Raw genomic sequence first — 25,900 nt, 5'->3', positions numbered from 1 at the left:
CTCAGTCGATCTCCAATGAATGTTCACGATGCTCCGCGCCCTCGCCGGCTGCACCGTGTCGAGGCACGGCGTGCGTGCAATCCACGCGCGCAGCCCCGGCGCCAACGATGACGACCGTGGGGCGATTCATGTGCAGCATCGCTGCCTGTCCGAGATGGGCCAGAAGGTGCTCGCTGTGCACACTGTCGGCGCACCCTGCGCGCGACACGACGCTCACGGGTGCAAGTGCCGGCCAGCCGCAGGCGATAAGCTTGCGCGAAAGGCTGGCGAGTTGCCGCCCGGCCATGTAGAACACCTCGGTATCTGCGCGGCGCCCGCCGTGCACTGCACCTTCGCGAGTCATCGCCGTGGTGAGACTCACGCTGCGCCCGCTCCCGCGGCGCGTCAGGGGCCGGCGCGTGTCCGCCGCTGCTGCTGACGCCGCAGTGATTCCTGGCACAACCTCAGCATGCAGCCCCGCAGCGATCACGGCCCGAAGCTCCTCGTCAAGCCGCCCGAAGATGCTCGAATCGCCACCCTTGAGGCGGACAACCAGGGCATGGGCGCAGCCATAGCGGCGCAGCAACGCGTTGATCGTCTCCTGCGTGACCCCGCCACGAAACCCGCGCTTGCCAACATCGATCCACTTTGCTTGCGGCGCGAGTTCGCGCAGGGCGCCATCGACGAGGGCATCGCTGAGAACCACATCGGCTTGACTCAGGAACCCGGCGCCGCGCACCGTGATCAGGTCTGCGGCGCCGGGCCCCGCCCCGATGAAGACGACGCGGCCCATCAGCGTACAGCCTCGACGAGCAGGGCTCCGCTGGTGCGGTGGCTCGCCGGATCGACGACGATCATCGCCCCGGCCACCCGATTCGCGGCGTAGGCCGTCAGAGGCAATGCCGATTGCGCCTGAATGCGCACGCGGCCGATGTCGTTGACGGCCAGCACCTGGGCGTCGGTGGCAGCCAAGGTATGGATGTCCAGGCGGCTGACGATAGCCGTGATGCAGCCGGGGACCCATCGATGCCCATGCCGCAGCCAGTACTTGCGCCCGATTGCAGCCGGCTCCACATCGAGCCAGGCAAGCGTCGCCTCGAACACTTGCCCGCCCATCACCGCACCAGGCGCCACGACGTGCGGCGCCTGCCTTGCACCTGGTGCGGCGTGCAGGATCCAATCGCCGCGCGAGACGTCCACCTGGCGGTCAAGCACAAGGCCAGCCGACTGCCCCGCCACGCAGGAATCCACGGCAGACCCCGCATGATGAATATCCACGACCCGCGCCACCTCGCCGCTGGGTTGAATGCTCACGAGATCACCAGTCCGCACCCGCCCCCTCGCCAGCCGGCCCCAGAATGTCCGGAACTGGTTTCCCAAGCCAGCCCCCCCACGCGCGACGTATTGCACCGGTAGCATCAGGGGGCCGGAAGACGGGTCCTCCGCAGCGGGCAAGGCCTCGAGCAACTGCAGCAGCGTGGGCCCTGCGTACCAATGCCACGAGGGCGAGGCTGCAGCGACGTTATCGCCGCGCAAAGCCGAAACGGGCACGATGCCTGCGGGCACGATGCCCGCCTCTTGGGAAAAGTGCACAAGCGCATCGCGTACACGCTCGAACGCACGCTCCGGATCCGCATGGGCATCAAGCTTATTGACGGCAAACACGATCGACGGAACGCGCAGCAGACGCGCCAGCAGACTGTGGCGCCGCGTTTGCGGCAGCAAGCGAAGCGGGTGCTGCGTCAAATCCAGCTTGGTGATGTCGACAAGAACGACCGCAGCATCGCTGCCCGCAGCGGCGGTGACCATGTTGCCCGTGTACTGCTCATGCCCGGGCGCATCGGCAATGATGAATTTTCGCCGCGGCGTGGTGAAGTAGCGGTAGGCGACGTCAATGGTGATGCCCTGCTCACGCTCGGCCTCCAAACCATCGGTCAGTTGCGACAGATCGACGGGCGAACCGGAGGCGCGCCTGTTGAGCGCGTCAAGTTGATCCGCCAGAATGGCCTGACTGTCGAGCAGCAGCCGGCCGATCAGCGTGCTCTTGCCATCGTCAACGCTGCCGGCCGTCAGAAAACGCAGCGCCTTGTGGCGGAATTCGGCGTTTGTTTCGTGCTGGTCCATTAGAAATAGCCCTCTTTTTTTCGACGTTCCATGGAAGCATCGGATGTGCGGTCGTCCATTCGTGTGGCGCCTCGCTCGCTGAGCGTGGCCGTCAGCGTTTCAGCGATCACGTCCATGGCACTGGCTGCTTCGCTCTGCACCGGGCAGGTACATGTCATGTCGCCCACGGTTCGAAAGCGCACGCGAATGGTTTCGACGCACTCGTCGTCCTGGGGCGGCGTCACGGGGCCGAGTGGAACCAGGAGCCCCTTGCGGCGGACGACCTGCCGTGCATGGCTGTAGTACAGATCGGGAAGAGCGATGGCTTCTCGGGCGATATACAACCAGACGTCAAGTTCCGTCCAGTTGCTGATGGGAAAGGCCCTGAAATGCTCACCCGGGCGCACGCGGGTGTTAAACAACGACCAAAGCTCGGGCCTTTGCTCCTTGGGCAGCCATTGGCCAAACTGATCGCGGTGACTGAAGATGCGCTCCTTCGCGCGCGCCTTCTCCTCATCGCGCCTGGCCCCGCCGATCAGGCAGTCAAAGCGATGCTTTTCAATGGCCTCGAGCAAGGCCACGCTCTGGTGGGCGTTGCGCGACTCCAGCGCATGGCCAAGCCGCACGGATCCGCGCCGGATCGAGTCCTCAAGATGCGCGATGATGAACGTGTCTGGCGAGCCCGCCGCCAGGGCATCGCGAAAGGCAATGACCTCGGGAAAATTGTGCCCAGTATCCACGTGCATGAGCGAGAACGGAAGCCGGCCCGCGTAAACGCCATCGGCCTGCCGGCGCTTGAATGCCTTCTCGGCCAGGCGCAGAACGACACAGGAATCCTTGCCGCCCGAGAACAGCAGCGCCGTGCGCTCAAAACTGCCGGCAACTTCCCGCAGGATGTAGATCGCCTCTTCCTCCAAGGCATCGAGGTGGCGATGATCGATTTGCGGTCGTAGCCGTTCCAAATTCAGTGGGGCATTCATGGGTGAACTCCGGTATCTCGCTGGGAAGACTGCTGCGATTCGCTGCTGGCCGAGCGCCCTTGAACGTGCAGGCCACATTCCTTGGCACCGTCGCTCTCCCACCACCAGCGCCCGGCCCGGAAGTCCTCGCCAGCGGTCACGGCGCGGGTGCATGGCGAGCAGCCAATGCTGGGGAAATGACGGTCGTGCAGCGGGTTGTAGGGCACACACTCCAGGCTGATGTAGTGCCACACATCGCCCAATGTCCAATCAATCAATGGGTTCAACTTCGCACGGCCCTGCTTGTCGCGCTCGCGCAGCGAAATCTGCTTTCGCTGCTGCGACTGCTCGCGACGCATGCCCGTAATCCAGCCCTGGCGGCCTTCAAGCATGCGCGAAAGTGGCTCTAGCTTGCGCAATGCGCAGCAGGCGTGGCGCAACTCGACGCTCTTGCGCATGGCGTCGGCCCCATGGGTTGCAACGAACTGACGTGCTGCCGTGGCCTGCGGACGCCAGACCTCGATTTGCACTCCGTAGTGGTGCTGCGTGCGCCCGACCATGGCAAGGGTCTCGTCGTGCAGTTGGCCTGTGTCGAGCATCCCGATGGCAATCGGAAGCTCGTGCCGTGCAATCAGATCCGTGATGACCATGTCTTCTGCGCCCAGGCTCGTGGCTTGCACGATGGCGTCGGGGAACTCGGCCGCTGCCGCGCTGAGCATGGCCAGAGCGGCAGCGGCGCGCTGATCGAAACCCTGACTGGGTTTGGCGTGCACGGCGACTGCCGAGCCTGCCCGCACATCAATGGAAACGGTGCTCTTCATGCGACAGCCTTGCGAAAGAGAGGATCAGGGTCAAGCGCGTCGCCCTGGTAATACACCGATCCGCCACGCCTGATGTCCGTGCCGGGAAACGATAAAAGGCCGTCAAAAAAGCGCAGTGCGTGCTGCGCCACTTCCAGGTCCTGATCTGCGCGGAGAACGGCGGTGTCAAATCCGGTTCGCGCCAGCGGTAGCGCCATGTCCACGAGGATGTCGCCGATGGCGCGAATGTCCCCCGTGTAACGCAGCCGCACACGCAAAAGCCTGGCCTGGCTATAGGCACGGCCGTCCGTCCACTTGGGAAACTGCAACGCAACGGCGGCAAAGCACGACAACGATCCCTCCAGCGTACGCACGTCGTGACTGTTGGAAAGAATGAGCCCAACGGGCAGGTTCGCAGGCCAGGACAGGCGCACGGCCTGCCATTGCTCGGGGGTCAGGAGACGATGCGGCGCGATGGCAGCGTCGGGATCATCGACGCCGGCCCAAACGTCCGCCTTGGAATCAACAAATCTCATACCCGGGACTCCTCGTCGACCGCGGTCGTCCGCCGCACGCCATCGGCCGCTTCCTTCAAGGGGGCGAGGCCAATGCGGCGGGCAAAGTCCACGAAGCGCTCGCCCTGCATGCGCTGGCGCAGGTAGAGCGAGACCAACGCCTCAATCACATCGGGCACCTCTTCGGCGGCGAATGACGGGCCAAGGACCTTGCCCGGCAAGGCCGCTCCGCCAACCCCTGAGCCATCGGAGCCGCCGATGCTGATCTGGTACCACTCGGCGCCATCCTTGTCGACGCCGAGGATCCCGATATGCCCGCTGTGATGATGCCCGCAGGAGTTGATGCACCCGCTGATGTTCAAGTCGATCTCACCAATGTCGAAGAGCTCATCGAGATCGGCGTACCGCTCGGCGATGGCCGCCGCAATCGGGATCGAACGGGCATTCGCAAGCGCGCAGAAGTCTCCACCGGGGCAGGAAATCATGTCGGTCAGCAGACCGATATTGGGCGTGCCGAAGCCGCCTTCGCGCGCATCCCGCCACAGCGCGTGCAGGCTCGCCTTGGGCACCCAGGACAAGACAAGATTTTGCTCGTGGCTCACGCGCAACTCCCCTTGGCTGTAGCGATCGGCCAAGGCCGCCGCCGCGCGCATCTGGGCTGCGGTGACATCGCCTGGCGCCTGTCCTGGGCGCTTGAGCGACAGGGTTACGGCGTGGTAGCCGTTCAGGCGATGCGCATGCACATTGCGCTGCTTCCAACGCTCAAATGCGGGCTGCAAATCCGACTCCACGATCCCAATGGGGGCAGCCGGACTCGGGCTCAGGTCAATGCCGGGAGGAGGTGCGAACAAGGCCGCAAAACGGTTGAAGTCCCGCAGCGTGATGAGGTGAGCTGCGCCGCCCACATCGCGCTGCGCGATATCGGCGAACTCACGCTCCACGGCCTCAGCAAACCGAGCGCCCTCAGCTTTCACCAGGATCTTGATGCGCGCCTTCCAGATGTTATCGCGCCGCCCATAGGCGTTGTACACGCGCAGGATCGCCTCGATGTACAGGAGCAGTTGCGACCAGGGCAGAAACTCGCGAATGATTGCCCCGATCATGGGCGTGCGGCCCATGCCACCGCCCACCCGCACCCTAAACCCAACCTGGCCCGTGTCGTCGGCTACAGCCTGCAGGCCGACGTCATACCAACTGGCAGCCACCCGGTCTTCCTGCGCCCCCCCAACGGCGATCTTGAATTTTCGCGGCAGATATGCAAACTCCGGATGCAGCGTGCTCCATTGGCGAAGGATCTCGCAAAAGGGGCGTGGATCGATGATTTCGTCCGGTGCGATGCCAGCAAAGACATCGCTCGTAATGTTGCGGATGCAGTTGCCGCTGGTCTGGATGCCATGCATGTCGACCGCCGCCAGCCGATCCATCGCGTCGGCGCTTTGTACCAAGGGGATCCAGTTGAACTGAATATTCTGGCGGGTCGTGAAGTGTGCATAGCCCCTGTCGAATTCTTCGGCGATGGCGGCCAGGGCATGCAGTTGCGCACTGGTCAGTGCACCATACGGGATGGCCACGCGCAGCATGGGCGCATGGCGTTGGACATACCAGCCGTTTTGCAGGCGCAGGGGCTTGAATTCCTCTTCTCCCAGGGCGCCCGCGAGATACCGCTCAAGCTGATCGCGATACTGCGCAGCGCGTGCCCGGATGAATCGTCTGTCGAAGTCGGTATAGGCGTACATGGGGATCAGACCATGGTCCTGGGAGCGGCCCGCACATTGCTGAAGGCCGCCATTGCATGCCGCACAGCGCCCGACACGAGCTGCGCCCAATGCGCTCGTTGCGGACTTTCTGGAGCAGGCTGCACCAGGAACGCCGGCGCGACCCGCTCGTCAACGCTCCCACGAAACGACTGACCCGCGTGGGGCGCTTGGGCAAAACCGATGATCGTGGCTGGGATGTGCATGGATGGGATCGCTTGAACGTTGGCAAATGCTAGGTACGAACCGCTCAAAACCGAAGTACAGTGTTTTCATACCGATAGATGCTTGGCGATATAAGCCTGCGCAGCCGAAGCCTTTTCGCCCAGGTTGTCATTGCTTTTCGGGTTTGCAGCCATCCTTGCGGGGAGCCATCACATGCGAGCAGCGCATCATGCATTGCTGATCAGCCTGTTCACCCTCGGGTTGTCCCATGGGGCCGTGCAGGCGGGCGTTCCCGCGCACGCGTCCGAACCTCGGCCGGTGCCTGAGATCGCGACATGGAACAACGGGGGTAGCGGGAATCCACATGCACCGGCAGCGCCTTCGAAGCCCGTCATGGCGCGGCACGCCATGGTGGTGACCGACCAGCATTACGCAACCAGGGTCGGCCTTGAGATCCTCCGTGAAGGAGGCAATGCCGTCGATGCTGCGGTCGCGGTGGGTTATGCACAGGCCGTGGTCAATCCTTGCTGCGGAAATATTGGTGGCGGCGGCTTCATGACCATTCACCTCGCGAACGGGACCAATGTCTTTCTCGATTTCCGCGAAAAGGCTCCGCTCAAGGCCACCTCAACGTTGTTTCAGGACGCGCACGGCAATGTCATACCAGGTCGAAGCACCAAGACTTACCTGGGTGTGGGCGTTCCGGGAACGGTTATGGGCCTTAACGCAGCGTTGCGCAAATACGGCACCATGAGCCTCAGACAGGTGATGGCTCCGGCGATCAAATTGGCGCGCGACGGTTTTAGGTTGCAGCCAGGCGATATCACGATCCTGCGGGCGCACACCCAGGACTTTGCTGCACACCCCAACGTGGCTTCAATATTCCTCAACCACGGACGGCCCTGGAACGCCGGCGAAGTACTCAAACAACCGCAACTCGGTCGAACGCTCGAGCTGATCGAGAAAAATGGCACGCGTGCGTTCTACGCCGGCCCCATCGCCAGGACGATCGTGGCAGCGAGCAACAGGCATGGCGGCATCCTTCGTCTGCGGGACTTCCACCGCTACACCATCGTGTGGGCAAAGCCCGTCGAATGCCGGTATCGAGGCTACATGGTTGTCACGGCACCCCCACCAGGATCGGGCGTGACACTGTGTGAAGTCCTTCGCGTCCTCAGCGGCTACTCCCTGGCCCAGTCCGGTTACGGTTCCGTGCAGGCAACGCATGATTTTGCTGAAGCCGAGCGCCACGCGTTTGCCGACCGCAATACATACCTTGGCGATCCCGCCTTCGTCCACAACCCCACCCGTCGCCTGTTGTCGGACACCACCGCTGCGCGAATCCGCGCTGCAATCCAACCCGGACGCGCCACGCCATCCTCTGAGGTTAAGGGCAGCCTGGGGGCGACCGAGGGCATGCACACCACGCAGTACTCGGTGCTGGATGCCAAGGGGTGCGCCGTTAGCGTGACCTACACCATCAATGCCCTGTTCGGCGTTGGCATGATGGCCGGCAATACGGGGTTCTTTCTGAACAACGAGATGGACGATTTCACCTCCAAGCCCGGAGTGCCCAACTTATTCGGCCTTGTTCAGGGTCATGCCAATGCGATCGAACCCGGCAAGCGTCCACTTTCCTCGATGGTGCCAACCATCGTACTCAGGCATGGCACGGTGTTCATGGTGACGGGAAGCCCTGGCGGCTCGACGATCATCTCCACGACGCTCAGCAGCATCGTCAACGTGATCGATTTCGGCATGGACATGCAGCAGGCCGTTGACGCGCCACGCCTGCACATGCAATGGTTTCCTGATGAACTGTTCGTTGAGCCTGGCTATCTGACACCAACAACCGCCAAGGCACTGGAATTGATGGGCTACACGCTCAAACCAGTTCCGGCCTGGGGCGCAGATGAAGCGATCCTGCGCAATCCCCTTACGCATGCCATCGAGGGCGCTAACGATCGCCGCCGCCCTGCGGGATTGGCCCTGGGTTATTGATGCCGTCGTCGGTGATTTCCGATCGGAAAGTTCGCGGCTGGCGCCTTCGGGCTCGCGTTGTCAACGAGCGTACGACGTTGGCTTCGCTTGACGCCGTCCATTCGCAAACTGGACGAAGGCAAGACCCCGTGCAGAAATGCAAAACCAGGGGTTAAAACATGTGCCAGAGCCGCTCGGTCGAGCCATTGCCGTACAAGCTTGATATACGAGAGCCCTGCCCATTCAGGACGAGTCACGCAGTTTAACGGTGCGCCGCTTCGCCTTGTCTGCTCCCAACGCGGGGCCACGCGCTTCCTCGCACCGAGAACCGCATGAGCCTTCCGACAAAGCCATCCACGCTCGGGTCGCAGAAAAGAAAAACAAAGCCACCAAGCTGAACAGTGCGACGACCCAGTGATTGCTGACCAAGGCGCCAACGGTCGTGCCAGCCAGAGCGCCGACCAGGATCGGCAAATGACATGGACAGACCAGCACGGCTAAGCCAGTCCACAGGTAGCCGGCGATACTTTTGCGCGCTGCCTCCTTCATCTCAACTTGACTGCTCCCCGGCCTGAAGGCCGAAGATTCCCACTTCACAGAGCCCTGCCCATGCCGCTTTACAGCAACACAGGACTGACAGTCTCTCCATGGGCTGCTACCGCAAGTCCTGCGGCCAATACATTGCGCGCTGCGTTCACGTCGCGATCGTGGCGCGTGCCGCACTCCGGGCACGTCCATTCGCGCACGCTGAGCGGCATCCTGCCTTGCACATGGCCGCAGGCCGAGCAGGTCTTGCTGCTCGGGTACCAGCGGTCAATGCCAATCAGCGTGCGCCCATTCCACTGCGCCTTGTACTCAAGCTGCCTGACGAACTCTGACCAGCCTGCATCGCTGATCGACTTCGCCGAGCAGTGGTTGCGCTGCATGTTCGACACGGACAGCGTCTCGACGGCGATCACTTGGTTTTCGTTGATCAACCGGGTCGAGAGCTTGTGCAGGAAGTCCCTGCGCGCGTCCGTGATGTGCGCATGCAGCGCAGCAACTTTCAACTTCAACTTCGCCCGGTTCTTCGAGCCGAGCTTGGCTCGCGCCAGCCGGCGCTGGCGCACGGCCAGTCGCGCTTCGCAGCGGCGAAAGGCCTTGGGGGATGCGACCTTCTCGCCACTGGAGAGGATCGCGAAGTGGGTGAGCCCCAGGTCGATGCCGACCTGGCCGGATGCGGCCTTCCTGGACGTGACCACGTCGTCGCACAGCAGCGCGGCGAAGTACCGCCCCGCAGTGTCGCGCGAGATGGTCACGGTCGTGAGCTTGGCCGCCTGTGGCAAGGTGCGCGACCAGCGGATGTCCAGCGGCGCGTCCATCTTCGCCAGACGCAACTCGCGCCGGCCCGCGTCCCATCGGAATGCGCTGGTGGTGTACTCGGCCGCCTGCGGCCCGTCCTTGCGCTTGAAGGACGGGTACCGGGCTCGCTTGGCGAAGAAGTTCGAGAACGCGGTGTTCAGGTGCCGCAGCGCCTGCTGCACGGGCACGCTGCTGACTTCGTTCAGCCACGCATGCTCGGGCGTCTTCTTGAGCATGGTCAGCGCCGCGGAGGTTTCGTGGTAGCCCACGCGCTCTCGCCGCTGCATCCAGGCGTCGCTGCGCATGCGCAACATGTGGTTGTAAGCGAAGCGTGCGCACCCGAAGGTTCGAGCCAGTGCGTCAACTTGCTCGGGCGTCGGGTAGAAGCGAAAGCGATAGGCGCGCTTGACCTGCATGCCTCACATGCTATGCGTTTTCCGTGTAAATTGTCAACACAGCACCGACCTTCGATCGGCGCTCCTTTCCTCCCCGCCCTAAACGGCGGGGTTTCTCGGAGATGTGATGGATGCCTCCCTCCCTGCGGGGACTGAGACAGGAGTATGGAGATGAACGCGAGGCCGTTCGGAGTCGACCTGGCCGCCAGGGTGGCGGGGTGGGTCCCCGAGTGGATACGGCATCGATGTGCCCAGGACGTGATAGACCACGGTCTTCACAAACACCCTCGGAGACCCGACATGAATCGTAAGACAGGCATGAGCGCAGGGCAAATCATCGGCACGATGGACGGCCTGCAGGTGGTGGGGCTGGACATCGCCAAGCTGGTGTTTCAGATGCACACGGTCGACATGTTCACGGGCGAGATTGCCAATGTGCAGATCAAGCGGGCCAAGGTGCTGGAGCACTTCGCCAACCGGGCGCGGTGCCTGGTCGGCATCGAGGCCTGCGGCGGGGCGCACCACTGGGCGCGCGAGCTGCGCGCGCTGGGCCATGAGGTGAGGCTGCTGCACGCCCGGGCGGTGCGGCCGTTCGTGTCGGGCAACAAGACCGATGCGACGGACGCGCGAGCGATCTGGCTGGCGGTGCAGCAGCCGGGCACCAAGTTCGTCGGAGTCAAGTCGCTGGCGCAGCAGGCCACGCTGACGCTGCATCGCCAGCGCGAGCTGCTGATGAAGATGCGCGTCATGCAGACCAACGCGCTGCGCGGATTGCTGTACGAGTTCGGCACCGTCTTCGCCAAGGGCAGCCGGGCCATGCTGGGCGAGGTCGAGGCGGCGCTGGAGGCACTCTCGACGGCGCTGCCGCAGATGGTGGCCGACAGTCTGCGCGAGCAGGTGCAAAGGATCAAGGCGCTGGGCGAGGACATCGCCGCCATCGACAAGCGTCTGGCATGGCAACTCCGCCAGGATCCGGACATGCGGCGCATTGCCGAGATCCCCGGCGTCGGGGTGCTCACCGCCACAGCGGCGATCGCCACCATGGGCGACGCCCGCGCTTTCGGCTCGGCGCGCCAGTTCTGCGCCTGGCTGGGCCTGGTGCCCGCACAGCGAGGCACGGGCGGCAAGATCCGCCTGCAGGGCATCTCCAAACGCGGCGACGCCTACGTGCGAACGCTGTTGATCCACGGCGCGCGATCCGTGCTCACGCACGCCAAGGAACCGGGGCCATGGTTGGAGCAGATCCGGCAGCGGCGCCCGGCCAACGTGGTCATCGTGGCCCAGGCGGCCAAGATGGCGCGGACGATCTGGGCCGTCACGGCCAGACAACAGGATTACCAGAGGGGCCACCGCAGCGTGCGGCCGCAAGCGGCCTGAACGAACGGTGACCATGGATCAACTCTTACTTGATGAAAGGAATGGACCGCCTTTGTAGGCGATGAGGCAGCAAGACGCAGCGTGATGTGAACCGGTCGGACCGGGGCAAGCCAAACCTGAATCCGTTGTCGGACTTCAACAGTCCGCTCTAGGAGATGAGGCGCTTGTCCGCGAATGACATCGGGGCCGGCGGCGCGTCTGGGCAACCAGACAACCCGCGATCGAGGCCGGATATAAGGCGGCAGCCGACTCTTCACAGCACAACGCCGATTGCTCTTGATCGCCGGGAGGCATCCATATAAGCAACGGATGAACGTGTCTTGCTTGAGGCACGGAAGACTTGATCTATCACAAGGCAATGGTCACATAAGCGTCTTGATTTCTACGCCTTTATGACATGGAGAAAGGCTATCAGCCAACTTGATTAAAACAATTGGCGGCAGACACTCGGCCTCGGTATGCTTGAAAGATGTTGGCAATCCCGCCAGCGGTTCCGTTTCAAGGAGCATCATGGACATGAATACCGAATCCATTGCCTACGGCCTTCCCCGCCTGAACGAGCCGGCCCCCGCATTTTCGGCCAAGACCACCCACGGCGACCGCACCTTGGCGGACTATAAGGGCAAGTGGCTGATCCTGTTCTCGCATCCGGCGGACTTTACCCCGGTGTGCACCACCGAATTCATGGGCTTCGCGCGCAACCACGACAAGTTCAAGTCGATGAACTGCGAACTGCTCGGGCTGTCGATCGATTCGATCTTCGCCCACTTGGCGTGGGTGCGGTCGATCAAGCAGAACTTCGATGTCGACATACCCTTCCCCATCATCGAAGACCTGAAGATGGAGGTGGCGCGAGCCTACGGCATGATCCACCCCGGCGCCGCCGACACCCAGGCGGTGCGTGCGACCTTCTTCATCGACCCCAACGGCGTCCTGCGCGCGATGGTCTATTACCCGATGAGCAACGGCCGCTCGATCAACGAATTTGTGCGCCTGCTCGAGGCTCTGCAGACTAGCGACAAGTACGGCGTGGCCACGCCCGAGGCCTGGTGTCCGGGCGACAAGGCCATCGTGCCTCCGCCCAAGACCGTCGAGGCGATGAACGAGCGCATCGCCGAGGGCCCGAAGCAGGGCATGGAAGTGACCGACTGGTATTTCTCGAAAAAGTCGGTCTGATGATGCAGCGTCACGGCAAGGCTCAGCTTGGCGTGGCGCTCATCGAGTCTTCGAACCACTGCGCGCTGAGGCAATCGACCATCCGGCCTCGGCCTTCGGCATACGCCGGGCAGTGGATCCCGGCTCGGGCCGTTTCGCAGTGTGCGAGCACGGTGGACGGCAATGCCGCGTGTCGCAAGATCGGCATGCAGCCCCGGGCACTGCCCAGACGCACTACGCCGCCTCCCACGCGGAGCACCGCTCCTCGGCCTATTGATCCGGCCCTGTGAAGTATTAAGCTGCATAGCGAACGCGCCGGTCCTGGAAGTAGCTCATCACACGCTGCGGGTTTTGTTCCAGCATCGCCATGTGGTCGTTGGCGGCTTCGCGTAACTTGGCCTTGGTTCGCACCGGCACGCGTTTGCCCATCTCCTGCTTGAGATCGGCGTTGAGCCTCTCCTCAGGGTTGAGTTGGGGGCTGTAGCTGGGCAGGTAAAACAGCTCGATCTGCGCGTTGTGTAAGGCGACCCACGCCTTCACCAACTTGCTGTGATGCACCCTCAGGTTGTCCAGAATCAGGAATACCTTCCTGCCCGCATCCTTGATCAAGGCCTGCAAGAACTCAATCAACTTGTCGGCATCAAACGCCTCGTCGATGATCATCCAGCGGGTCTTGCCCTGGTTGGTCACCGTGGCGATCATCGAGAGCTTCTGGCGCGTTCCGCCCACGGCCATGGCCACCGGGGTTTTGCCCGCAGGGGCAAAGCTTCTGCCGCGCACGTCCGTGTTGACCAGCGCGGTTTCGTCTCCCCAGTGAATTTCCCCGCCCTTGTATGTTTAAACCAGATCAGCGCGGTGCAGTCTAATCACCGTTGAGGTGACCGGACCGGATCGTGCAGCCTGAAACGCCCTGGAGTCGGCGAGCGTGCTCGCCAGCTCGTGGCTGAGTCGATTGCGCACGGACCCCGTGCTGGTCTTCCTGACGCCCGAACGGTTAGTTGAGCGGCGTTTCGCCTGCTCGCATGCACAAGGAAGGGATATGAAGACCATGTCTGGATCATCCGTGATGGTGGGCATCGACGTTGCCAGTGCGCATGTCGATGTGGCTTGCCTGGGAGCAGTCTTGCCATCGGAGCTGGCTCATGTCAGCAACGATGCCGAGGGGCATTCCGCTCTGGCCGACGCCTTGGTGAAGCTGCAGCCGGGGCTGGTGCTGATGGAGGCCACCGGTGGCTATGAGGCGGCGCTGGCGTGCGCGTTGCAAGCAGTGGGTCTGCGTGTGGCGGTCATCAACCCGCGCATGGCGCGTGACTTCGCTCGTGCGATGCAGCGCCTGGCCAAGACCGACCGCATCGATGCGGCCACCCTGGCCGAGTTCGCTGCCGTGCTGGCCCAGCGCCCCGACTGCGAGCGCTTCGTGCGTCCGCTGAGCGAGCCCGAGCAGCAGGATCTCGCAGCCCTGGTCACCCGCAGGCGCCAGCTCGTGGCCATGCAGTTGTCCGAGCGCCAGCGCTTGCGCCTGGCCCGCCCGGTGACGCGCCCGAGTATCGATGCCCTGCTCGAGGCGATTGCCCGCCAGCTCGACGACGTCGATGCCGAAATGGTCCGCCATGTCGAACAGCATCATGCCGTGATGGCCAAGCTGTTGCAAAGCGTGGCCGGGATCGGCCGCATCGCTGCCGCAACCCTGATCGCTGAACTGCCTGAACTGGGGCGGCTCAACCGGCGCCAGATCTGTGCCTTGGTCGGCGTGGCCCCCTACGCCAAGGACTCCGGGTCCAGCCGAGGCCGACGACGCATCACCGGCGGGCGCTTCGAGGTGCGACGTGCCTTGTACATGGCCACGCTCACCGCCACACGATTCAACCCCGCCATTCGCGCCTTCTACAAGCGTCTGGTGGCCGCAGGCAAGCTCAAGAAAGTGGCCTTGATCGCCTGCATGCGCAAGCTGATCACCCACCTCAACGCCATCACCCGGGACCATCTGAACGCTCAAAATCAGCCTTTCACTGCTTGACTTTCAACACGGTTACTCAGCCCTGGCGCGCTGCTCGATGGCGGGGTATTCCCCCTCCAGCCAAGCCTGCACCGCCGCGGGGCTTTGCTCATAGGCTCGCTTGATGGGCTTTTGCGGCGTAAAGCCCCAGCGGGTGAGGTACTTTCCAACGCTGCGCACCTGCAGTTTGATGTCGAACTCCTGTTCAATGAGTTGCATCACTGCAGCGCGGCTCCACAGATGGAAGTCCATCTTGAGTTGCTCGGGACGCGTGTCAATGATCAGGCGCTGGATCGTCTCTTCTTGCGCTTGACTGAGCACCCGACCGTCGCCTCTGGCGCGTCCGCGCCGAGTCGGCCGGATGGCGCTCCAGCCGCCAGCCTCGTACAAGTCAATGGCCGCTCGAACGGGCGGGTAGCTCAGCCCCGTCATGTCCACGATCTGCATGATCTTGACGCCCCGCTTGTGCAACCTCACGACTTGCTTGCGCCGCTCGTGAAGTTGCTCCAGTGTTTGCTTCCTTGCGTTTTCCTTTTCCATCATCAATGGATCAAAAAACTTGCTGAAAGTTCATATGTTATTGGGCCTTATCTATAACACTCCTCGCCCCGGTCGCACTCCTACAGCAGCTCTCATTCATTCGGGTTCGGGGGCAGACCCTGGTGCTCGACGTACTCGCGTAAGTCGCAAAGCCGGTCCACGTAAGCCTCCAGCGCGGCGCGTCCAAGTGGCCTTTTCAAGGCGGTACAGGTAGCCTGCGTAGCCGTTGCCCCTCGGCAGGAAGTCGAGGACTATGTTCAGGCACCCGTCGTCGGGAAGCGGCCCGCGGCGCCTGGCGAAGGTGGGTGATAGAGCACGTCGAGAGGCAGCTCACCAGACACCCGCTGGGACGCGCTCGGCGTTCAGCAGAATGGCTACCGGAGTCGTCGTCCCATAGACCGCGCGAAGCTGGTGCGGGTGCTGTCTTGAGGCGACAAATCACGGGCAAGATTGACTGCTCCCCGGCCTGAAGGCCGAAGATTCCCACTTCACAGAGCCCTGCCCATGCCGCTTTACAGCAACACAGGACTGACAGTCTCTCCATGGGCTGCTACCGCAAGTCCTGCGGCCAATACATTGCGCGCTGCGTTCACGTCGCGATCGTGGCGCGTGCCGCACTCCGGGCACGTCCATTCGCGCACGCTGAGCGGCATCCTGCCTTGCACACGGCCGCAGGCCGAGCAGGTCTTGCTGCTCGGGTACCAGCGGTCAATGCCAATCAGCGTGCGCCCATTCCACTGCGCCTTGTACTCAAGCTGCCTGACGAACTCTGACCAGCCTGCATCGCTGATCGACTTCGCCGAGCAGTGGTTGCGCTGCATGTTCGACACGGACAGCGTCTCGACGGCGATCACTTGGTTTTCGTTGATCAACCGGGTCGAGAGCTTGTGCAGGAAGTCCCTGCGCGCGTCCGTGATGTGCGCATGCAGCGCAGCAACTTTCAACTTCAACTTCGCCCGGTTCTTCGAGCCGAGCTTGGCTCGCGCCAGCCGGCGCTGGCGCACGGCCAGTCGCGCTTCGCAGCGGCGAAAGGCCTTGGGGGATGCGACCTTCTCGCCACTGGAGAGGATCGCGAAGTGGGTGAGCCCCAGGTCGATGCCGACCTGGCCGGATGCGGCCTTCCTGGACGTGACCACGTCGTCGCACAGCAGCGCGGCGAAGTACCGCCCCGCAGTGTCGCGCGAGATGGTCACGGTCGTGAGCTTGGCCGCCTGTGGCAAGGTGCGCGACCAGCGGATGTCCAGCGGCGCGTCCATCTTCGCCAGACGCAACTCGCGCCGGCCCGCGTCCCATCGGAATGCGCTGGTGGTGTACTCGGCCGCCTGCGGCCCGTCCTTGCGCTTGAAGGACGGGTACCGGGCTCGCTTGGCGAAGAAGTTCGAGAACGCGGTGTTCAGGTGCCGCAGCGCCTGCTGCACGGGCACGCTGCTGACTTCGTTCAGCCACGCATGCTCGGGCGTCTTCTTGAGCATGGTCAGCGCCGCGGAGGTTTCGTGGTAGCCCACGCGCTCTCGCCGCTGCATCCAGGCGTCGCTGCGCATGCGCAACATGTGGTTGTAAGCGAAGCGTGCGCACCCGAAGGTTCGAGCCAGTGCGTCAACTTGCTCGGGCGTCGGGTAGAAGCGAAAGCGATAGGCGCGCTTGACCTGCATGCCTCACATGCTATGCTTTTTCCGTGTAAATTGTCAACACAGCACCGATCTTCGATCGGCGCTCCTTTCCTCCCCGCCCTAAACGGCGGGGTTTCTCGGAGATGTGATGGATGCCTCCCTCCCTGCGGGGACTGAGACAGGAGTATGGAGATGAACGCGAGGCCGTTCGGAGTCGACCTGGCCGCTAGGGTGGCGGGGTGGGTCCCCGAGTGGATACGGCATCGATGTGCCCAGGACGTGATAGACCACGGTCTTCACAAACACCCTCGGAGACCCGACATGAATCGTAAGACAGGCATGAGCGCAGGGCAAATCATCGGCACGATGGACGGCCTGCAGGTGGTGGGGCTGGACATCGCCAAGCTGGTGTTTCAGATGCACACGGTCGACATGTTCACGGGCGAGATTGCCAATGTGCAGATCAAGCGGGCCAAGGTGCTGGAGCACTTCGCCAACCGGGCGCGGTGCCTGGTCGGCATCGAGGCCTGCGGCGGGGCGCACCACTGGGCGCGCGAGCTGCGCGCGCTGGGCCATGAGGTGAGGCTGCTGCACGCCCGGGCGGTGCGGCCGTTCGTGTCGGGCAACAAGACCGATGCGACGGACGCGCGAGCGATCTGGCTGGCGGTGCAGCAGCCGGGCACCAAGTTCGTCGGAGTCAAGTCGCTGGCGCAGCAGGCCACGCTGACGCTGCATCGCCAGCGCGAGCTGCTGATGAAGATGCGCGTCATGCAGACCAACGCGCTGCGCGGATTGCTGTACGAGTTCGGCACCGTCTTCGCCAAGGGCAGCCGGGCCATGCTGGGCGAGGTCGAGGCGGCGCTGGAGGCACTCTCGACGGCGCTGCCGCAGATGGTGGCCGACAGTCTGCGCGAGCAGGTGCGGCGCATCAAGGCGCTGGGCGAGGACATTGCCGCCATTGACAAACGTCTGGCATGGCAACTCCGCCAGGATCCGGACATGCGGCGCATTGCCGAGATCCCCGGCGTCGGGGTGCTCACCGCCACAGCGGCGATCGCCACCATGGGCGACGCCCGCGCTTTCGGCTCGGCGCGCCAGTTCTGCGCCTGGCTGGGCCTGGTGCCCGCACAGCGAGGCACGGGCGGCAAGATCCGCCTGCAGGGCATCTCCAAACGCGGCGACGCCTACGTGCGAACGCTGTTGATCCACGGCGCGCGATCCGTGCTCACGCACGCCAAGGAACCGGGGCCATGGTTGGAGCAGATCCGGCAGCGGCGCCCGGCCAACGTGGTCATCGTGGCCCAGGCGGCCAAGATGGCGCGGACGATCTGGGCCGTCACGGCCAGACAACAGGATTACCAGAGGGGCCACCGCAGCGTGCGGCCGCAAGCGGCCTGAACGAACGGTGACCATGGATCAACTCTTACTTGATGAAAGGAATGGACCGCCTTTGTAGGCGATGAGGCAGCAAGACGCAGCGTGATGTGAACCGGTCGGACCGGGGCAAGCCAAACCTGAATCCGTTGTCGGACTTCAACAGTCCGCTCTAGGAGATGAGGCGCTTGTCCGCGAATGACATCGGGGCCGGCGGCGCGTCTGGGCAACCAGACAACCCGCGATCGAGGCCGGATATAAGGCGGCAGCCGACTCTTCACAGCACAACGCCGATTGCTCTTGATCGCCGGGAGGCATCCATATAAGCAACGGATGACCTACCAAGGCAAACGCACTGCAGTAGGTTTTGTGTGAATAAAAGCCCTTAATCTACAAGGGCACTTTTAAATCAAAACTTACATGATGATTTTGGCGGAGAGAGGGTCTGCTTTTTTCGCAATCAATCACGTCCAACAACGATCATTTTATCCAAGTATTTTCAATAAGATAGATCGCCTACAGCATCATTAACGCACAAATTTGATCAATAGAAATCAGCACTTCGTGGCATACTGGATGGCATACCCAATGCACTCCGCCACCCCTTGATGGATACTGATCATGGCTGTGATTTCCGAACTCAAAGCGCGCAACCTCAAGCTCGCTGACGGCCCTATCGCCCATGGTGGCGTCACGGGCCTGACCCTGCATCCGTCCACGGTCAAAGGCCAGGGCAAATGGGTGTTCCGGTACGTCAGTCCGGTGACCGGAAAGCGGCGCAACGCTGGTGTGGGTTCGTATCCCGAGGTGGGCATCGCCGAAGCGGGCAAACGGGCTCTGACTATGCGCGAACAGATTGCCGCTGGCGGTGACCCCCTGGAACTCAAAGCACTGGAAGCAGCGAAGGGCAAAATCAAACCACCCACGTTCGAGGAAGCCGCGCGCATCCTGCATGAGGAGCTTTGCCCAGGCTGGAAGAATCCCAAGCATGCGCAGCAATGGATCAACACCCTCGAGCAGTATGCGTTTCCTGAGATTGGGCGGATGATGCTGGACACGATCCAACCGGCACACATCGCCAATGTGCTGCGGCCGATCTGGATCGACAAGGCAGAGACCGCCAGCCGGATCAAGCAACGGCTGCATGCAGTCATTGCATGGGGATGGGCGCATGGTTTTTGCACATCGAATCCGGTGGACGTGGTGCATCACCTGCTGCCACAACAACCGGGCAAGGCGGTTCGCGTGCAGCATCAACCTGCGATGCCATGGCGGGACATTCCGAAATTCGTCGCAGAGCACTTGGGACGGCGTGCGCGATTGGATCAATCGCGCGCCATGCTGGAGTTGCTGATTCTCACGGCCTGCCGATCTGGGGAGTTGCGGGGAATGACGTGGGATGAGATCGATTTTGACAAAGCGATCTGGACGATTCCAGCAGCCAGAATGAAAGCGAAGATGCCGCACCGGGTACCGCTCACGGATCGCGCATTGGAGATTCTTCGTGGGCAGGAAGGCTATCAGCAATGCTTCGTATTCCCGGCCCCTTATGCGGAGGGCGTGCTGTCGGACATGGTGCTCACCAGCTTTTTGCGCCGAGTGAATGCACCGAGTGATACGCCAGGTCGTTGTGCGACGGCGCATGGGTTTCGCTCATCATTCCGGGACTGGTGCAGCGAGCAGGGGTATCCGCGTGATCTGGCCGAGCGCGCCTTGGCGCACACGGTGGCCAACAAGGTGGAGGCGGCGTATCACCGTACCGACCTGCTCGATCAACGTCGGCCGATGATGGAGAAGTGGACGGCGTTTGTCACATCCGGAACATCGGCAAATTTGGAGACCAACAACTGTGCGTAGTCTGATCAAACCTTTCAAGGGTTCCATTTCAAACCCGCCAGCGATTCCGATCCAAAGCCGCCACCGGCGCCGGCATGCCGATCGCCCTGCGCGGCGCGCTGGAGATGGGGCTGATCTGCGCCCTGGAAAACGGGTCGTTGGCCGGAGCGGTCGTTCAGCACGATTTGATCGAAAGGCCGGAGTCGGCCAGGAGCTGTCATTGGCGAAATCGCTCCAGATCTGTCGTTGCGGCCGGAAGGTACGCCATGGATGTGGAGCAGAATCGCAGTTAGGATCAACCTATCAACCGCTCGACGAGGCACTGAATTCAGGTGATGAGACAGAATGGCGCAAAGTGTCCAATTTTGAGCTCAGTTGTGCGGCGCGCGTCAAGAACAACAAGTGTGCGGGGTTTGACGGCGTTTTTATACCGGCGGCTTTCATGCAGTTATTCAGTTTGAACCCAAAACTGCAAGCCACTTTGCGAAGCATGAAATGCCAAGAATATCCATCACGTCCCCGCCTATCCCGCAGACTTTGCTGGATGCATTACGTTAGACCTTTTAAGGAGCACTCATGGAAATTGTCGCCGTCATTAATTACAAGGGTGGCGTCGGTAAGACCACGGTTACCGCGAACCTTGCTGGCGAGCTAGCCTATCGCGGGAAGAAGGTCCTATTGATCGATACAGATGCTCAAGCAAGTCTGACGTTTTCGTTCGTTACTCCAGATAAATGGGATACCGATTACAAGGCATCACGAACCATCAAGTCTTGGTTTGATGCGATCAGTCAAGGAACGGAGCCGCCCCCTCTTACCGACTTCGTCATTGCGCCATCAAGCGTCAATCGCTTCTTGAAATCACGTAACAACGGCGGACGTATTGATCTTATCTGCTCCCATCTCGGGCTTATAAACGTAGACCTCGAATTGGCCACACTTCTTAGCGGGGTCAATCTTCAACAGGCAAAGCGCAACTACATCAAGGTTCACGGAAAACTTAGGCAGGCTATTGCATCACTTGCTGATAGCACGGACTACGACATTGTTCTGATGGACTGCCCCCCGAACTTCAACATCGTGACAAAAAATGCAATCGTTGCGAGTGAGAAGATACTCATTCCCGCGAAGCCAGACTATCTATCGACGCTTGGGATAGATTACTTGCATCGAAGCGTCAATGAACTCGTCAAGGAATTCAACGAGTACGCCGAGCTGGATAAGGAAACAGAAACCATCGCGCCGAAAATTCTGGGTGTCATCTTTACGATGATTCAGATTACGAGCGGTCAGCCAATTTCCGCCCAGCGACAGTTCATCTCTCAAACAAAGCGACTTGGCGTTTCTACGTTCAAGAACTATTTCCGCGAGAATAAGACAATATTTGCTGATGCGCCGCAAAATCTAATGCCGGTAGTTTTGAATCAGTACTCGAACGGCACTCACTCCGACGTAGTCAACGAGATCGAGAAATTTGTTGATGAATTCGAATCTGTGCTGTGAGGAACGGAAAATATGATTAGTCGAAAATTCCAATTCTCCCGCGCCTTGCAGCGGCTCGTTGATGCCGTTGAGCGATTAAGTGAAGATGATTTTTCCAAGCTCGGAGACGAATCCTTCAACATCGAAATTCGCCTTACCCGCAAGCGCAGTAAGGAAGAGTCGAGTACACCAACGCATGATGCCAATCTAGCAAACGTGATCGAAAGACTTACGGCTTTTCGGAACCGAGAAGAGGCGCAGCAGTTTCTTGATGCGAACTTCTCCACACGAAAATCTGTTGAGCCAATCGCTCGCAAGCTCGATATCCCAATATCAAAGCAAGACAAAGTCGAAACTCTCCGTGACAAAGTCATCGAGGCCACCGTCGGTGCTCGTGTTCGTTCGCAGGCAATCCAAGGTGGTAAGGTTTAACACTACAGCCCACAGGGCGCTGCGCGATAATGCCGCGCAGCGCCGGTGACTTTTACGTTCCGCATAGTACCTTTTCTGAGAATCCGGTGTGAACGAGAACGTCGCGACAAGACCGCTGAGTTTGCGGGTTCTGAGAATGCCGCCGCCGTTCAGCGCGTATCGGATCACTTGCCATTTTTCGCTTTCATTGAAAGGCATATTACATGGAAACGGCCGATGAACAGTTTCGACTTGGTGCAAGTTACATCAAGGGCGAAGATGGTCAGAAAGATTTCCAGCGAGCCGCCTATTGGTTCCAAAAGGCAGCCGATTCCGGGCATACTCCATCGCAATTCAATTTAGCGATGTTATACGAATATGGACTCGGCGTAAATAGAGACCTAACAGCAGCCTCCGCTTGGTATGAAAAGGCAGCGCAACTCGGACACGAGAAAGCGAAAGAACGATTAAATCAAATTAAGCAATTCAACGATTTCTCCAAACTACCTGACACAAACAGGCAGGCAGAGATAGTACGCAGCGAAAGTTCTTTTGCATCACCGCCTTATAATGCCCCGTCAGTCGCGAACAGAACAAGAGAAACGCGCAAATTTCTCAGCAGCTTCGAGCCTCCTTTAAACAATGAACTAGAGCGCACTATATCGGATGATAAAATTAGAGGTTGGCTGTTGTTTATAGTGATATTGTTGTTTTTGTCTTTGCCTTTTGCATTGTTTTCAGTCGGTGGTGTCCAATCACGTATTGATGTTATTCAATCATCGCTCCCCCAGCAAACCCTTAATTATCTTGATCCGGAGTTTTTACAACACCTTAATTGGCTATTTTTAAGAGCTGCATTCGGCGGCATTCTTGCTTGCATTGCAGCAATAATTCTTATTTATGGAAAAACGCGTAAAGCTATAAAATATACTATAATAATAATTTGGTTTAACTTCGCAGTTGGTGTTATTTTTATTGCGGTTGAGCCAACGCTAGTTTTTGGCTCTTACGATAACTATGTTAAATTGTTTAATGTCGCGGCCGACGACATATTGATGTCGCTTTTCATTTCGTTTATAACTATTGGCGCGGTAACTGCTTACCTGATACGATCTAATCGCGTGAAAAAAAGATATAAAACGCAGCAGCCTTAAATCTCAAGTGCAGCGACCAAAAACCACCGTTTTTGAGAACTGAAGCAATTGAGATGGACAAAACCGTGATTCAACGGTTTGGCATTCTCGCTATCCGGTCTTGATTGAGGGTGGCTGCCTCGTGCAACGCCAGGTGAGTTTCGAGAAGCGGCGGCAGTTACGAGTGACTGCTTCTAATACTATTGTGTTGAAAAACTCCCAGTCGCGGTCCGATGCCACTTTTCAGTGGGTCCTCCAACCCTTCCCGGGACACCGATCGCCGCTCCTGGATCGATTTGCGAGGTCGCCCTTGATGCCGTTGAGGCCACGTACAGCGAGAACCGAGTTTTTCAACAGAATCAATACGGCGACTGACTCCTGTGGGTCGACACCGGCCTCTCGCTACTGCGGCGAGAGTGCCCGCTCCGGCCGCGTACCGGTCAGCGGGTCCTGCGGACCTGCCCCTCCGTGGTCAATGATCGGCTCTCCGGGCCTGTAGGCAACACCCGGGCGTCGTCGCGTGTGCTGGAGCCAGTGATGGGTTTGAACTGGAACCCGTGGCGGGATTGGTCTGGAATACGCACAACTGCGCGTCACTCCCATTGATGGGGGCATATGGGCGATCCGGAGATTGGATTTTGATGTCTTGAATACCTGTCAGGCCCCACGCTATTCCATTCATACGCCCTACCGTGTTGGCGCCCAGCTCTGCGTGAGCCGCCTTGCCGGCCACATCCTCAGATCTCTACGTCTCGCAACGCAATGTTGACCGCGTTGATGTCAAAACCCTTTGGATCAAACAAACCACCGAACCATCTCCGCATGGCCTTGTGTTCCTCATGCGTGGAATCACCAACAGCCTCCAGGAATTCCATGTAGCCAGGCACTCCACCAACGTCCTCTGGCGGACAGGCGTTTTCTCCTTCAAGGCACTGTGGCCAGGTATTGAGCGCGGGATCGGGTTTGAGGGTCTGTTCGACGGTTACAGCATGCCGCCAGTCATCGCCAAAATCGTAGGTGTAGATAAAGGTCTTGACGTGCTGACTCAAGACTTCCGAAAGCCGGTAGTCCTTATCGAGCTTGGCAGGCTTGTCTATGGGGTACTCGTCAAGGCTCATGCCATAGCGCTGACCGTCGATCTCGAATTCGTGCAGGTGACTGTTAGTCCAGCCCATGGCGGTCTGAATGACCTGGTCCAGGTCAGTAAGGGTCAGGTTGTCCGGGACCCACAGCCGCCGCCAGACCCTCGGCTCTACGTAGAGCAGTTGGACATGCAATTGATAGACGTTCTTGATCGTTTTTCGTCGAGGTGGTGATTTAGTCGTGGCCATGTCTGAGGACTGGAAGGTGACACATTGTGCCGTTTGCTCATCGTGCGCGCCATGGTGGGCCATCACCACTCGGTAGAAATCTGCTCTCCGTTACGATGCTTCGGTGATCTTGATCGGCAGCGGCACCATGAACCATCTACAGCGTCGAATCTTGAAACTAGCAGCCGCTGCGTTGATCGTGATGCTGCTATTCCCGCCGTTGAAGGTCGGCTACGGCAATCGGCTGGAGAGTACCTATGGGTTCATTCTTGATTTGCCGCAGTTGTCGCGAATTGACGCGCTACTGCTTTTGATCGAATGGCTCTTTGCCATCACGCTCGGCGGAATTGGATTCTTGCTGGCCCGAGGCACTGAGACGTGCTGTGAAACACCTCCACTGAAACAGTACGCCTGTGCAGCATGCGGAAAATTTCGACCAACGCAACTCGTGTTATTCCGCTCAAATGTGAGCTACTTTTTCGGTCGGCGCGATCGCCAACTATGCGAGTACCTGTGTTTCCCGTGCATGTCCCGCAAATTCCCCAAATTTGAAGTCGTCACCCTACTCGGCACCTGGTGGGGCCTGAGCGGGCTATTGCTCGGCCCCTTGTACCCAGCAACAAATCTCCTGGTATATGCGAAGGGACCGTTGCGGCTAGGTTGGGCTCGGCTTCGCATAGGTCACTACTCGGCCTAGCTTCAAAGACGCGTCACAAGGAACCTCACTTCCGTCGTATCGGGCATCAAAAATTACCGCCGACCCTTAAACCAAGAGGTGAAGGAGCTCCCGTCACCGTGACAGACTGAACCCGCTCGCCACTTCCCAACTTCCACCATGTCCCGCCGCCGCAAGTCCAGTGCCTTTCAAGACCTCGTCAGCCTGCTCGCCCTGCTCCCTTGGTGGCTCAGTCTCGTCTTCGCCCTGGTGAGCTACGTCGTGCTCCATACGTATGCGATTTCCAAGGCGCCTGTTGCCACGCGTCCCGATCAAGCCGCACAAGTCATCACACACGCGTTCTTTTCGACCTGGGCCATCTTCGGGCAGTACCTTTTGCCGGCTCTTTGCCTTGTCGCTGCCGGTATCTCAATCTTCCAACGCAAGCATCGCACGCAGCTCTTCCAGAAGGTGGCTTCCAGCAGTGCTGCTGACGCACTGGACTACATGTCCTGGCAGGACTTTGAACGGCTTGTCGGCAAGGCCTTCGAATTGGATGGCTACCGCGTGACCGAGACGGGTGGCGGCGGTGCAGACGGAGGTATTGATCTTGTCCTGCGGCGAGCCAGTGAGAAGTTCCTGGTGCAGTGCAAACAATGGAAGGCGTTCAAGGTCGGGGTTGACGTTGTCCGTGAGCTCTACGGTGTCATGGCTGCCAAGGGCGCTGTTGGTGGTTTCGTCGTGACCTCTGGCACGTTCACATCCGAGGCGATGGCGTTTGCGCAAGGCCGAAACATCAAGCTCCTGGATGGCAAAAAGCTGCACGCGATGATCCGACGCGCCATGAAAGAAAGCCCGGCACTGGCGCCGGTGACGATTCCCGATTTGAAGGCACCAGGAACGCCAAGTTGCCCCCGCTGCGGCTCGTCCATGGTCTTACGCACCGCACGAAAGGGAGAGCATGCGGGCACATCGTTCTGGGGTTGTAAGCGATACCCAGGATGCAAAGGGATCGTGAATATCTGAGCTC

The 25,900-nt window shown here is 60.4% G+C and carries 21 protein-coding genes and 3 pseudogenes; 11 read left to right on the top strand and 13 right to left on the bottom strand.

Annotated features, from left to right (window positions below; translation table 11 throughout):
* Position 1: 1 nt before the first annotated feature.
* The 7 genes from cobA to CD04_RS0120675 are packed head-to-tail and all read right to left on the bottom strand — an operon-like array spanning position 2 to position 6,316.
* Positions 2–772, bottom strand: coding sequence for a uroporphyrinogen-III C-methyltransferase (gene cobA, locus CD04_RS0120705; protein ID WP_038168626.1), 771 nt, complete (start codon positions 770–772; stop codon positions 2–4).
* On the bottom strand, positions 772–2,103 hold the full coding sequence (locus CD04_RS0120700; protein ID WP_031410294.1) for a sulfate adenylyltransferase subunit 1: 1,332 nt from the start codon (positions 2,101–2,103) through the stop codon (positions 772–774). The genes cobA and CD04_RS0120700 overlap by 1 nt, the downstream gene beginning before the upstream one ends.
* Positions 2,103–3,062 carry a sulfate adenylyltransferase subunit CysD gene (gene cysD, locus CD04_RS0120695; protein ID WP_031410293.1) on the bottom strand — a complete coding sequence of 320 codons (960 nt, stop codon included), beginning with the start codon at positions 3,060–3,062 and terminating at the stop codon, positions 2,103–2,105. Before cysD ends, CD04_RS0120700 begins: the two co-directional genes overlap by 1 nt.
* On the bottom strand, positions 3,059–3,862 hold the full coding sequence (locus CD04_RS0120690) for a phosphoadenylyl-sulfate reductase (RefSeq protein WP_051849484.1): 804 nt from the start codon (positions 3,860–3,862) through the stop codon (positions 3,059–3,061). The genes cysD and CD04_RS0120690 overlap by 4 nt, the downstream gene beginning before the upstream one ends.
* Entirely contained in the window at positions 3,859–4,377 is a 519-nt protein-coding gene (locus CD04_RS0120685; protein WP_031410289.1) for a DUF934 domain-containing protein, read from the bottom strand. Before CD04_RS0120685 ends, CD04_RS0120690 begins: the two co-directional genes overlap by 4 nt.
* Positions 4,374–6,092 carry a nitrite/sulfite reductase gene (locus tag CD04_RS0120680; RefSeq protein WP_031410287.1) on the bottom strand — a complete coding sequence of 573 codons (1,719 nt, stop codon included), beginning with the start codon at positions 6,090–6,092 and terminating at the stop codon, positions 4,374–4,376. Before CD04_RS0120680 ends, CD04_RS0120685 begins: the two co-directional genes overlap by 4 nt.
* A gap of 5 nt (positions 6,093–6,097) precedes the next feature.
* Positions 6,098–6,316 carry a hypothetical protein gene (locus CD04_RS0120675; RefSeq protein WP_031410285.1) on the bottom strand — a complete coding sequence of 73 codons (219 nt, stop codon included), beginning with the start codon at positions 6,314–6,316 and terminating at the stop codon, positions 6,098–6,100.
* A 352-nt stretch (positions 6,317–6,668) separates the two neighbouring features.
* Between CD04_RS0120675 and ggt the strand changes: the two genes are divergently transcribed.
* Positions 6,669–8,276 carry a gamma-glutamyltransferase gene (ggt, locus tag CD04_RS0120665; RefSeq protein ID WP_369792875.1) on the top strand — a complete coding sequence of 536 codons (1,608 nt, stop codon included), beginning with the start codon at positions 6,669–6,671 and terminating at the stop codon, positions 8,274–8,276.
* A 318-nt stretch (positions 8,277–8,594) separates the two neighbouring features.
* Here ggt and merE read toward each other — a convergent pair.
* A pseudogene (gene merE, locus CD04_RS25080) lies at positions 8,595–8,804 on the bottom strand (broad-spectrum mercury transporter MerE); the annotation flags it as partial.
* Positions 8,805–8,872: 68 nt separating this feature from the next.
* Positions 8,873–10,012: an RNA-guided endonuclease TnpB family protein gene (locus CD04_RS0120655; protein ID WP_031410281.1), complete on the bottom strand. Its 1,140-nt coding sequence runs from the start codon at positions 10,010–10,012 to the stop codon at positions 8,873–8,875.
* 324 nt (positions 10,013–10,336) lie between these two features.
* Here CD04_RS0120655 and CD04_RS0120650 point away from each other — a divergent pair, with 324 nt between their 5' ends.
* Positions 10,337–11,368, top strand: coding sequence for an IS110 family transposase (locus CD04_RS0120650; RefSeq protein ID WP_031404313.1), 1,032 nt, complete (start codon positions 10,337–10,339; stop codon positions 11,366–11,368).
* A gap of 516 nt (positions 11,369–11,884) precedes the next feature.
* A complete protein-coding gene (locus tag CD04_RS0120645) occupies positions 11,885–12,544 on the top strand; it encodes a peroxiredoxin (RefSeq protein ID WP_369792874.1) in 660 nt (219 codons plus the stop codon).
* A 273-nt stretch (positions 12,545–12,817) separates the two neighbouring features.
* On the opposite strand, the pseudogene CD04_RS0120640 reads toward CD04_RS0120645, so the two are convergent.
* Positions 12,818–13,354: pseudogene (locus CD04_RS0120640) on the bottom strand (IS630 family transposase); the annotation flags it as partial.
* Between the two features lie 235 nt (positions 13,355–13,589).
* Between CD04_RS0120640 and CD04_RS0120635 the strand changes: the two are divergent.
* Entirely contained in the window at positions 13,590–14,540 is a 951-nt protein-coding gene (locus CD04_RS0120635; RefSeq protein ID WP_369792815.1) for an IS110 family transposase, read from the top strand.
* Between the two features lie 15 nt (positions 14,541–14,555).
* Here the strand turns inward: CD04_RS0120635 and CD04_RS0120630 are convergent.
* Positions 14,556–15,059: pseudogene (locus CD04_RS0120630) on the bottom strand (winged helix-turn-helix domain-containing protein); the annotation flags it as partial.
* A gap of 512 nt (positions 15,060–15,571) precedes the next feature.
* Positions 15,572–16,711 carry an RNA-guided endonuclease TnpB family protein gene (locus CD04_RS0120625; RefSeq protein ID WP_031410275.1) on the bottom strand — a complete coding sequence of 380 codons (1,140 nt, stop codon included), beginning with the start codon at positions 16,709–16,711 and terminating at the stop codon, positions 15,572–15,574.
* A gap of 324 nt (positions 16,712–17,035) precedes the next feature.
* On the opposite strand from CD04_RS0120625, the gene CD04_RS0120620 reads away from it, so the two are divergent.
* From CD04_RS0120620 to CD04_RS23450, 5 genes are all read left to right on the top strand, one after another.
* The gene (locus tag CD04_RS0120620) at positions 17,036–18,067 is read left to right on the top strand and encodes an IS110 family transposase (protein WP_031404465.1); all 1,032 of its coding nucleotides are present in this window, start codon (positions 17,036–17,038) and stop codon (positions 18,065–18,067) included.
* 597 nt (positions 18,068–18,664) lie between these two features.
* Positions 18,665–19,900: a site-specific integrase gene (locus CD04_RS0120615; protein ID WP_038168624.1), complete on the top strand. Its 1,236-nt coding sequence runs from the start codon at positions 18,665–18,667 to the stop codon at positions 19,898–19,900.
* A 555-nt stretch (positions 19,901–20,455) separates the two neighbouring features.
* Positions 20,456–21,382: a ParA family protein gene (locus tag CD04_RS0120605; RefSeq protein WP_031410269.1), complete on the top strand. Its 927-nt coding sequence runs from the start codon at positions 20,456–20,458 to the stop codon at positions 21,380–21,382.
* Between the two features lie 12 nt (positions 21,383–21,394).
* Positions 21,395–21,793 (top strand): hypothetical protein, encoded by a 399-nt coding sequence (locus tag CD04_RS22840; RefSeq protein WP_051849482.1) that lies wholly within the window; start codon positions 21,395–21,397, stop codon positions 21,791–21,793.
* Positions 21,794–21,996: 203 nt separating this feature from the next.
* Entirely contained in the window at positions 21,997–22,926 is a 930-nt protein-coding gene (locus tag CD04_RS23450; RefSeq protein WP_081858112.1) for a tetratricopeptide repeat protein, read from the top strand.
* A 716-nt stretch (positions 22,927–23,642) separates the two neighbouring features.
* Here the strand turns inward: CD04_RS23450 and CD04_RS0120595 are convergent.
* The gene (locus CD04_RS0120595) at positions 23,643–24,236 is read right to left on the bottom strand and encodes a plasmid pRiA4b ORF-3 family protein (RefSeq protein ID WP_031410264.1); all 594 of its coding nucleotides are present in this window, start codon (positions 24,234–24,236) and stop codon (positions 23,643–23,645) included.
* A gap of 127 nt (positions 24,237–24,363) precedes the next feature.
* Here CD04_RS0120595 and CD04_RS0120590 point away from each other — a divergent pair, with 127 nt between their 5' ends.
* Positions 24,364–24,912 (top strand): hypothetical protein, encoded by a 549-nt coding sequence (locus CD04_RS0120590; RefSeq protein ID WP_156030356.1) that lies wholly within the window; start codon positions 24,364–24,366, stop codon positions 24,910–24,912.
* A gap of 138 nt (positions 24,913–25,050) precedes the next feature.
* On the top strand, positions 25,051–25,896 hold the full coding sequence (locus CD04_RS0120585; RefSeq protein ID WP_031410260.1) for a restriction endonuclease: 846 nt from the start codon (positions 25,051–25,053) through the stop codon (positions 25,894–25,896).
* Positions 25,897–25,900: the final 4 nt, after the last annotated feature.

This window comes from Thiomonas sp. FB-Cd (genome assembly GCF_000733775.1).
In the GTDB taxonomy this organism is placed as follows: Bacteria; Pseudomonadota; Gammaproteobacteria; order Burkholderiales; family Burkholderiaceae_C; genus Thiomonas_A.
This window is presented reverse-complemented; position numbering and strand designations above follow the sequence as displayed.